Genomic DNA, 9897 nt, shown 5'->3' with positions numbered 1-9897 from the left:
ATCTTGTTTTTTATACCTTCTAAACCAGCTGAAAATACACTTGCTAACAGTAAATAAGGATTTGCTGTTGGATCTGGAGATCTCAGTTCTAACCTAGTTCCTTCACCTCTCGACATCGGTATCCTCACTAAAGCACTTCTGTTTGATACAGACCATGCGATGTTAACAGGAGCTTCGTAACCAGGGACTAACCTTTTATATGAGTTTATCGTAGGATTTGCCAAAACGGTTATCGTATCAATATGTTTAAAAACTCCTCCAATAAACCATCTAAGCTCATTACTTAACTGATAAGTACCGTTAGGATCGTAAAAGATATTCTTTCCGTCTTTAAAGATACTCAAGTGGGTATGCATCCCTGAACCATTCATACCAAAAAATGGTTTAGGCATAAATGTTGCCCATAGTCCGTTCAATAGGGCTATCGTCCTTACAACCAATTTAAAAGTTTGAATATTGTCGGCGGTTCTTAAGGCATTGTCGTACCTGAAATCAATCTCATGTTGGGAATTCGCTACTTCGTGGTGAGCAGCCTCCACTCGAATACCCATACTTTGTAGAGTTTCCACCATGTTCTTTCTGACCCTTTCCCCTAAATCTATGGGAAGTAAATCAAAATATCCTCCCTTATCAAGAGGAGATAATATTGGCTGCCTCGTCTTCTCATCCCTTGGGAGAATAAAAAATTCTGGTTCTGGACCAGCATATGGGGTATAACCGTACTCTTTCATTTCATTCATGACTTTCTTCAACACATATCTTGGGTCCCCTGGGAAATGTTTACCATCAGAAGTGTGAATGTCACAAATAAACCTACCCACTTTTTCTCTTTCAACTGTCCATGGTAAAACTGTAAATGTGTTTATGTCAGGTTTAAGTAACATATCTGATTCGTTGATTCTTACTAGACCCTCAATTGATGAACCATCAAACATAGTCCCGTTAGTCAAAGAAGATTCTAACTCTGTAGATGGAATTTCAACGTTTTTCAAGGCACCGTTGATATCTGTAATTTGGAGTCTAATATACTTTATACCTTGACTTTCTATTTGTTCCAATAGTTCCTCTTTTGTCATAAATTTTTCCCTCCCAATAAAGTAGAATTTTTACTGTCATTAGTAACTCAAAAACTTGATTTAGCGCCCCTTCACCTCGCTCCCCACCTTCTAAGTATAAAAGAATTTTTATTCCTTAAACTGCTCTTCATCCTCTAAGGATAGATGCTCTCTCTCCTTTTAACCGCAGTCTATGATCATTTTATTTCTAAAATGTCTAAAAATAAATTCGTTAAGATATTATTTTCAAAAATTAGTTTAAATTGAAAATTGTTTCATTATTTCTAATTATTGGTAAATATTTATGATTAGAAGGATTTATTTGCGATTATACACCGAAATCTCCATTTATCAAAATTTGAAAAAAATTTCGTTATATTTGCTCGAAATCTTTTATTTACAGGTATTTCAAGAAAACCGATAGATTTTATCATATTTTATCAACTTAAAACTTTTTCTTTTTATTAACATTTTTGATATATAAAGATCGGAAGATGAACGATCATGAATTCAAATTGACCCAGCTTTTACATATCTTGAGCCCTTCGCTTGCATCTTTAGCGTAGGCATCGCAGCCAAAGGTTTCAGCAAGTTTTTTGTTCATTGAGGCACCGCCGGCAATAACTTTTACTTTAATACTTAATTTTTTTAGTTCATTTACCACCTCTTCTATTTTTCCCACTGTTGTTGTCATCATAGCTGAGAGCCCTAATATATTTGGTTTCTCTTTTTGTACAGCGTTGATTATTGTAGAAGTTTCCACATCTTTGCCAAGATCTATAATTTTGAAGTTAGCGCTTCTTAATACCGCTGCCACTATATTTTTACCAATATCGTGTATATCTCCTTCTACAGTGGCTAGCAATACTTTAGCTTTTTTATCGTTTTGAGATTCAGGAATCAAATTGTTTAAGTAATCAAAAATGGGTTTGACAGTTTCAGCAGCTAACAACAACTCTGGGAGATATATGTTCCCTTGTGCATAAAGGTCTCCGATCTTTTCCATTGCTTTACCAAGCACATCTTGGCTAACTTCTAATGGACTTTTCTCTTTTAACTGATTTTCAATGATTCGTTTTACTTCACCTTCTTCACCTTGTAGGATTTTTTCGGTTAAGTCATCTTGTTTTTCAACCTTACTTGGTATCACAATATTTTTATCCAACAATAGGTTACCATTCAAAGTGTTCATAAGAAACTCATCTTCGGGATTTAAGATGGCTGAAGTCAAGCCTTTACCTTTCGCCCTTGAAAGAAAAGCAGCATTTATATAATTTCTGTTTGGTAAGCCGAAACTAAGATTCGAAAGACCCATAGTTGTATTGAACCCATTTTGCGAAAGTAATTTTACCATCTCCAATGTAATATTTGGATCATTATTGGCAGCAAGGGATAACACCAATGGATCAATTATAATCCTGTCTTTGGTTATTCCTTTGCTTTCTATGTAAGGCCATTTTCTTAGTACTAGTTGTAGTCTTTCTTCAGCAGATTCTAAGATTTCTTTCTCGAGCGCTAATACTATCAGTAATCCACCATATTTTTTAATCAACTCCACTTTTCTGTCCAGATCTTTTTTACTTAATTTAGAAGAATTGATTATAGGTCTTCCTGGATACTCTTTTAAAGCTGTTTCTAAAAATCCAATATTTTGAATGTCAAAAGAAATTGGAAGAGAAGAGTGTTTGTCCAGTTCTATGATAATTTGTTTGAAATGCTCTTCATTCAAAATCTTTTCGATACCTAAGTTAACGTCTATTGTATTTGCTTTTGCGTTTTTTTGACTGTTGGCTCTTTTTATTACATTATCGAAGTCGAATTCTTCAATTTCATTTTGAAATTTTTTGTTCCCGGCAGGATTTATCCTCTCTCCGATAACGGTAAAAGGATGAAATTTGTTTAAGATCGTTCTTGAAGAGTACATGATTGGTATTTCTTTTATTATTTTTTTTGGTCTTCTTTTTACCATATTTCTAATTACTTTTATATGTTCTGGAGAGGTACCACAACAGCCCCCAATTATATTTACTCCTAAATCTAAATAGTCTTCTACAAACATTCCAAATATTTCAGGCGTCATTTTGTATTCCAAATGTCTTCCATCGAAAATGGGTTTACCAGCGTTTGGTTCGACTGATAAAAACTTGTTTGTTGAGAGTGATAGACGTTCAAAAACCTTTAAAAGATCCTCTGGACCTAAAGTACAATTAATCCCTAATACATCCACATCCAAATCGTTGAAAACATTAGCGAAGATTTCCACAGAAGTTCCCGTAACAGAACGGCCGTTCTCTTCAAACGTCATATGAGCTATTAAAGGTAAATCTTCTGTGACTTTTCTTATTCCATATACAGCAGCTTTTAACTCTTTTATATCCGTCATCGTTTCAACGATAAATCCATCTACACCGCTTTCAAACAACACTTTTGCCTGGTGATAATACTCCTCGATAGCTTCCTCCATTTCAAGCGCTCCCATAGGTTTTGGATACTCTCCTAGAGAGGATAGATCTCCAAAGACTAAAGCCTTGCCTTTCGATGCTTGCTTGGCAATTTCAACTGCTTTGACGTTAACCTTTTCGAACGCCTCTTCATAATTTAGCTCTTTGAGTTTTTTTCGATTTCCACTGAAGGTATTGGTTAAAAGAATGTCTGCTCCCGATTTTACGTATTCACTTTGTAGATTGTAAACTACCTCTGGATATCTGATATTTAAAATCTCAGCAGGAATATTTTTATATCCTCTTTTTATAAATTCAGTTCCGTATCCCCCGTCTAAAATGAGTATCTTTTTGTTCAGTATTTGTGCAAAATCTTTTCTATTCATCATACCACCCTATCATACATACAGTACTTTTTCTAGGAGTTATAATACCGGTATCTTTGTTGACAACTACTATCTCTGTTTTGAGTAAATTACTGACTATATCCCAATTTTTTCTCACATCTATATCTGAATATCCAGGAGAAAATCTTCTGGTACCTTTACCGAAATCTTTCCTCAACTTTTTATCGATAGATTCGTTGAATGCCTCTATGGCTTCTGAAGCCCAAGCATCCATTAACATTGAAGAGAGAGTATTTGCGTTTGATATATAGTTGTCTATTTCGTATCCTAAGGTGGATACAAAAAAAGTGATAGACTTAACACCTTGGAAAGATTTAGGAATAAGTTCTGTAGGAATTGCCTCTATTTTATATGTGTCACATACGGCTTTTGGTTGTGCTAACTCTAAACCCAACTTGTATATTTTATTTATTTCATCTTTTAATTTGTCGTTGATTTGAAATTTAGATCCATTGAAGCCAGCTCGGAGTAAGTATATTTTTTTCTGAGGCATTATTTCATAAGTTTCTGGAATGTAGATTTTAATAAAATTCTCCCTCCTGTTATTTCGATAATAACATCTTTAGAAAGTCCTGTGATAGCGCCCCTTCGCCCAGACGTTAAGGGGTTCCCCCTTAAAAACCCCAAATTCAACGTCAAAATTATTTAAAAACTTTGTTTGCACACTGCAGCAAACCAATCCGCACCCATCTAAGGAAAAATAAAAAACTACTCCTTTAGCCACTTTCTTCACCCATGATGAGATCCGCAAGTTGTCCTAAATCGTCAACTACTAGATCCGGCTTTATGGCAGAATCTTTTAGGTCCTCTAATTTTGCTTCCCCGGTTAATACTAATGTAGATAATGTACCAGCGTTTATTCCAATTAATATATCAGTATACAACCTATCTCCAACTATACAAGTTTTTTCTGGGGTTACTTGATAATCTTTCATTATCATTTCTAAGATCTTGGGATCTGGTTTCCCGAAAACGATGTCAGGTTCTTTATTACATGCTTTCGATATTACACTTGCAATAGCGGCTGTATCAGGGATAGGCCCTTCTTCGGTTGGGCAGTTCAAATCTGGATTGGTTACAAAAAAGAAGGCTCCTTTAGATACAAATATGGAGGCTTTTGCCAACTTATCATAAGTTAAGCTTTTATCGAAGGTAACTACAACCATCTCAGGAGAATCTGTGACAATTTGATGTCCAAATCTTTCATACTCTTCTATCATTGAGGGTGTAGCCACCAAAAAAATCCTTTTTGTCCCAAACTTATCTTTTATGTACTCTGCAGCAGCTATGCCTGCCGTGTAGATCTCGTTTTCTTTAATTGGATAGTTTAAAGTGTCAAACTCTTGTTGGTATTCTTTCTTCGATTTGTTGGAGTTGTTGGTTAAAAAGACAAGCTTTTTATTTTGTCTTTTTAAAAGGTTGGAGAATTTTAGTGCACCGTTAACCAACTTTTGACTAACATAAAAAGTGCCGTCTATATCTAAAACGAAGAGTTCTATTTGTTTTAGTCTTTCGATTGATTTTATATCGTTTATCAGAATAAAAACCACCTTTTTTAAAATTTAATTGCGCGTCCCCTGACCCTTTTAAAAGCAGAGCTTTTTGTGAGTTAATTGCTTAATAGTTTTTACATAAGCTGCGCTTAGCCCTTATTAGCACCCCTTCGCCCCGCTCCCCACCCATAAGGAAAAGATTCTTTACCCTTTCATCCAGCAGCCCACCCATAAGGAAAAGGTTCTTTTACCCTTTCATCTAGCTTCGCACCCACCTAAGGAAAGAGAAGAGAAGTTTACTCTATTTCCCACCCATTCGGAAAAGATTCTTTTGTCATTTCATCCTAATCCACACCCATCTAAGGAAAAGGAGCTTTTACCCTTTTGATCCGCAGCCCAATTATACATTTAATTATATCAAAAAATTAAAAATTTGTTGCTTTTTTTATATTCCAAACGATAGCTAGGAAGAAAATATGTTATAATAAATCGATCAAAAAGTGTGGAAAATTCTTTTAAATTGTGAGGTGAAATAATGAGTGAAACAATGCAAACAAACGTTTCTAATAGTGGTTTGTATTTATCAAGAATAGTACAAGGGATGATGAGACTTAGAGACTGGAATTTTTCAACAAAAGAAACAGAAGAATTTATTATGAAAACAATAGACTTAGGAGTAACCACTTTCGATCATGCCGATATTTATGGAAATTATACTTGTGAGGGTTTATTTGGAGAGGTTTTAAAATCAAACCCTTCTTTAAGAGATAAGATACAGATTGTAACCAAATGCGGCATAGTGCTCCCCAACAAGGAGACAAAAAGAATTCATTATTACGATACAAGCAAAGATCATATTCTGAAATCTGTAGATAATTCCCTTCGTAACCTTCATACAGACTATATCGATTTACTCCTTATACATCGCCCAGATCCCTTCATGAACCCAGAAGAAATTGCAGAAGCCTTTTTAGAGTTACATAAATCTGGTAAAGTTCGTTTCTTCGGAGTGTCAAACTTCACCATCAATCAATTTGAAGCTTTACAATCAAAATTAAACCTTCCTTTGGTGACTAATCAGATAGAAATTTCCCCATTCAATTTAGAACATTTTGAAAACGATAATATTTATTTTTTAAAAGGAAAAAACCTCAATCCAATGGCTTGGTCACCTTTGGCGGGAGGAAAGTTATTCGATGTCTCAAACGACAAGTCAGTAAGAATATTGACGACGTTGAAAGAAGTTGGCAAAGAACTCGGTATCGATTCTATGGATACTCTTGTATACGCTTGGCTTTTAAACCATCCTGTTGGAGTAATTCCTATTTCAGGAAGCGGTAGATTAGAAAGGCTTAAGAACGCTGTTGAAGCCCTGAACATAAAATTGACGAGAGAACAATGGTTTAAGATCTATGAAGCTGCACTAGGTCATGATGTACCGTAAAGGAGTGGATGATTTTATATGATATTTACAATAACTCTCAATCCATGTTTAGATAGATACCTTTATGTAGATAAATTAAAAACAGATGATACTACCCGTGTTAAAAAGATAAAAGACTATCCTGCAGGAAAGGGAATAGATGTTTCAAGGGCAATCAAAGAATTAGACGGGAAGTCCGTGGCTATTTCTTTTCTTGGTGGTGAAAATGGAAGAAAGATTGAGGAAATGTTGGATAGAGAAGGTGTAATATATACGGCTGTTAGAATTACCAAAGAAACTAGAATGAACATCATTTTACAAGAACAAAGTTCTCAATATCGGCTGAGTGTTCAAGGTCCAAAGATTCCAAAAACTGATTTGAACCAACTGTATGAGACTCTCAAACTTTTAATCAGAGAAAATGATACCGTTGTTATTTCAGGAAGTTTGCCACAAGGAGTAACCCCAAATTTTTATGCAGAAATAATTTCTTACCTTAAAGAGAAAAACGCTAGGATATATTTTGATGCCGACGGTGAAAATTTAAAAGTCGGCGTTGAATCACACCCAGATTGTATTAAACCTAATTTATACGAGTTTCAAAGAGTTCTTGGCAAAAAAATAAATGGGATTGACAAAGACCAACTTGCTAAATATGGTTTGGATCTAATTGATAGGTACGGAATAAAAGAAATATTGCTTACTCTAGGGTCAGAGGGCGCTATGTTTATCTCAAAGGGGAGTTGCCTATATGCTCCTTCCTTAGATGTACCTGTTCAAAGTGCGGTTGGATCCGGAGACTCCTTTCTTGCAGCTTACGTTTTAAAACGTGAAGAAGGAGCAAATGAAGAAGAGGCCTTTAAATGGGCAAATGCTTCAGGTAACGCCTCAGTCATGACTCCTGGAACAGAACTTTGTCGAAAAAATGACGTTTTAAGGCTTTTAGACGAAATAAAAATCGAAAAGATATTCTAACAAAAATTTGGGAGGTGCAATTTTTACATGGATAATCTTCACGTTGTTGATCATCCTTTGATAAAACATAAACTTTCTATAATGAGAAATAAAGACACAGGACCTAAAGAATTCAGAGAACTTTTGAATGAGATAACCCTTCTTCTAACTTATGAAGCAGCTAGAAATCTTCCAACGATGGAAGTTGAAGTTGAAACACCAATTGCAAAGACACAAGGCGAGATGGTTGAAGATAAAAAAGTTACCATAGTTCCTATATTGCGAGCAGGTTTAGGTATGTTGGATGGTGTTCTTTCATTGGTTCCAAATGCTAGTGTAGGTTTTCTAGGTGTGTATAGAGACCCAGAAACTCTCAATGCAATAGAGTATTATGTGAAGTTTCCACCTTTGACAGAATACCATCAAATCTTTATTCTCGATCCTATGCTTGCCACAGGACATTCTATGAACCATGCTATAAAGCAAGTGAAAAAACAGGGAGGACAAAATATCACTATTATGTCCTTGATAGCCGCTCCTGAAGGGGTTAACGTAGTTGTAAGTGAAAACCCAGATGTGATTATTTACACCGCTGCTTTGGATAGTAAACTCAATTCAAAAGCATATATTGTTCCCGGCTTGGGAGATGCAGGAGACAGATTGTACAGGACCAAATAAAGAATATCGGGGGCATTTGGATGTCGAAATTGTTAAGGCATACATTTCTTTTCTCTTTGGCAACTCTTATAAGTAGACTTTTAGGCCTTTTACGGGATGCTACATTTGCTCATTATTTTGGAATTAGTGCAGAGTACGATGCATATTTAGTAGCAATTATTCTTCCTTTCTTTCTTCGGAAAATCTTCGCTGATGGAGCCCTCTCCTCAGCCTTTATTCCTTTGTTTACAAGAAAACAAGGAAAAGATTCTCAGGTTTTTCTTAGCACCACAATATGGTTTGTATTAATAACGACTGTTTTATTATATATACCTGTATATCTTTTTTCAGACCAAATAGTTTTAGTTTTGGGAACCGGCTTATCTGAATCAACGATGGAATTAACCTCTTATTTGTTGAAAATTACATATCCCTTCATAATTTTTATCTCTTTGTGGGCAGTAGCTACAGGTGTTTTAAATAGTAACGATATCTATTTTGGACCGGCATTCGCCCCAGCTTTATCTAACCTTTGCAGTGTCATGTTTATCTTTTTATCTTCTTACTTTTCCCCAAGAATATTAGGACCAACTATAGGATTCACAGTAGGAGGAATTTTACAGTTTTTGTTAGTCTTTTATATCTTAAGAAAGATTCATTTCCGGATGACACTTGATTTTAATTTCAAAGATCTGAAAAGTATAATGAATTTGTTTGGTCCCGCATTATTGGGAGTAGCTGTGGCTTCCTTGAATACATTAGTTGATACCAATATCGCAACATGGACAGGTACAGGGGGTGTTTCGACTATTCAATACGCCCTAAGAATTTATCAGCTCCCTTTAAGCATATTCGCCATCAGTGTTGCAAACGCTCTTTTACCTAAATTATCGTATTCTTCAAGTATTAAAGATGAAAAAGAATACAACAAGAATTTGAAAGATAGTATAGAATTAACTTTGTTCTTTGCAATTCCTTCCATGTTCGGTTTGATATTTTTAAACAATGAGATCGTGGCTTTGATATATCAACACGGTAGTTTTACCTTTGAAGATACGTTAATAACAGCAAAAACCTTGTTATATTATTCTCTGGGGCTTCCTTTTTATTCTTTACATACTATCTTTATTAGAACTTATCACTCTAAATTAAATACAAGGTATCCTTCTTTAGTAGCAGTTGTGATGCTTTTAGTGAACGCAACTCTCGATGTTTTGTTGGCTTTCAGATATGGTGTTGTGGGTATCGCATTTGCAACTGCTATTTCCGGTATTATCGGCGTGTTCATGACAGGTTTCAATATTATTAAAGGTTTGACTGGTGAAGATTGGATGGAAATATTTAAAATTTTCATCGCAAGCGTTGTTATGTCTATATTTATCGTGACTAGTAAAGGATTTTTTGATTCTAGACTGTTAGTTGTTCTCCTGATTGCTCTTAGTGCCCTAGTTTATTTCTCATCAGCGT

8 protein-coding genes are annotated in these 9897 nt (G+C 35.1%); 4 read left to right on the top strand and 4 right to left on the bottom strand.

Annotated elements, in window-relative coordinates:
- From glnA to AA81_RS11385, 4 genes are all read right to left on the bottom strand, one after another.
- Window positions 1–1076: type I glutamate--ammonia ligase (glnA, locus tag AA81_RS11400; RefSeq protein ID WP_103899085.1), on the bottom strand; the 1076-nt coding region annotated here is incomplete at its 3' end.
- A gap of 481 nt (window positions 1077–1557) precedes the next feature.
- A complete protein-coding gene (locus tag AA81_RS11395) occupies window positions 1558–3885 on the bottom strand; it encodes a homocysteine S-methyltransferase family protein (protein WP_245863618.1) in 2328 nt (775 codons plus the stop codon).
- Complete coding sequence (locus tag AA81_RS11390) at window positions 3875–4396, bottom strand: methionine synthase (protein WP_103899083.1); 522 nt, start codon at window positions 4394–4396, stop codon at window positions 3875–3877. The genes AA81_RS11395 and AA81_RS11390 overlap by 11 nt, the downstream gene beginning before the upstream one ends.
- Before the next feature lie 223 nt (window positions 4397–4619).
- Window positions 4620–5453: an HAD-IIA family hydrolase gene (locus tag AA81_RS11385; protein WP_103899082.1), complete on the bottom strand. Its 834-nt coding sequence runs from the start codon at window positions 5451–5453 to the stop codon at window positions 4620–4622.
- Window positions 5454–5943: 490 nt separating this feature from the next.
- On the opposite strand from AA81_RS11385, the gene AA81_RS11380 reads away from it, so the two are divergent.
- From AA81_RS11380 to murJ, 4 genes are all read left to right on the top strand, one after another.
- Entirely contained in the window at window positions 5944–6840 is an 897-nt protein-coding gene (locus tag AA81_RS11380) for an aldo/keto reductase (RefSeq protein WP_103899086.1), read from the top strand.
- 18 nt (window positions 6841–6858) lie between these two features.
- The gene (locus tag AA81_RS11375) at window positions 6859–7794 is read left to right on the top strand and encodes a 1-phosphofructokinase family hexose kinase (protein WP_103899081.1); all 936 of its coding nucleotides are present in this window, start codon (window positions 6859–6861) and stop codon (window positions 7792–7794) included.
- Window positions 7795–7821: 27 nt separating this feature from the next.
- A complete protein-coding gene (gene upp, locus AA81_RS11370; protein ID WP_103899080.1) occupies window positions 7822–8451 on the top strand; it encodes a uracil phosphoribosyltransferase in 630 nt (209 codons plus the stop codon).
- A gap of 20 nt (window positions 8452–8471) precedes the next feature.
- On the top strand, window positions 8472–9897 hold a 1426-nt coding region (gene murJ, locus AA81_RS11365), incomplete at its 3' end, for a murein biosynthesis integral membrane protein MurJ (RefSeq protein WP_103899079.1).

The sequence above is a fragment of the Petrotoga halophila DSM 16923 genome (assembly GCF_002924615.1).
The sequence above is the reverse complement of the archived record's forward strand: the minus strand, read 5'-3'. Positions and strand labels throughout refer to the sequence as shown.

What these genes read in the sequence shown, in the direction of transcription:
- AA81_RS11375 (WP_103899081.1), top strand. Translation starts at nt 6,859, where the DNA reads ATGATATTTACAATAACTCTCAATCCATGTTTAGATAGATACCTTTAT.
- upp (WP_103899080.1), top strand. Translation starts at nt 7,822, where the DNA reads ATGGATAATCTTCACGTTGTTGATCATCCTTTGATAAAACATAAACTT.
- AA81_RS11380 (WP_103899086.1), top strand. Translation starts at nt 5,944, where the DNA reads ATGCAAACAAACGTTTCTAATAGTGGTTTGTATTTATCAAGAATAGTA.
- AA81_RS11395 (WP_245863618.1), bottom strand. Translation starts at nt 3,885, where the DNA reads ATGATGAATAGAAAAGATTTTGCACAAATACTGAACAAAAAGATACTC.
- AA81_RS11390 (WP_103899083.1), bottom strand. Translation starts at nt 4,396, where the DNA reads ATGCCTCAGAAAAAAATATACTTACTCCGAGCTGGCTTCAATGGATCT.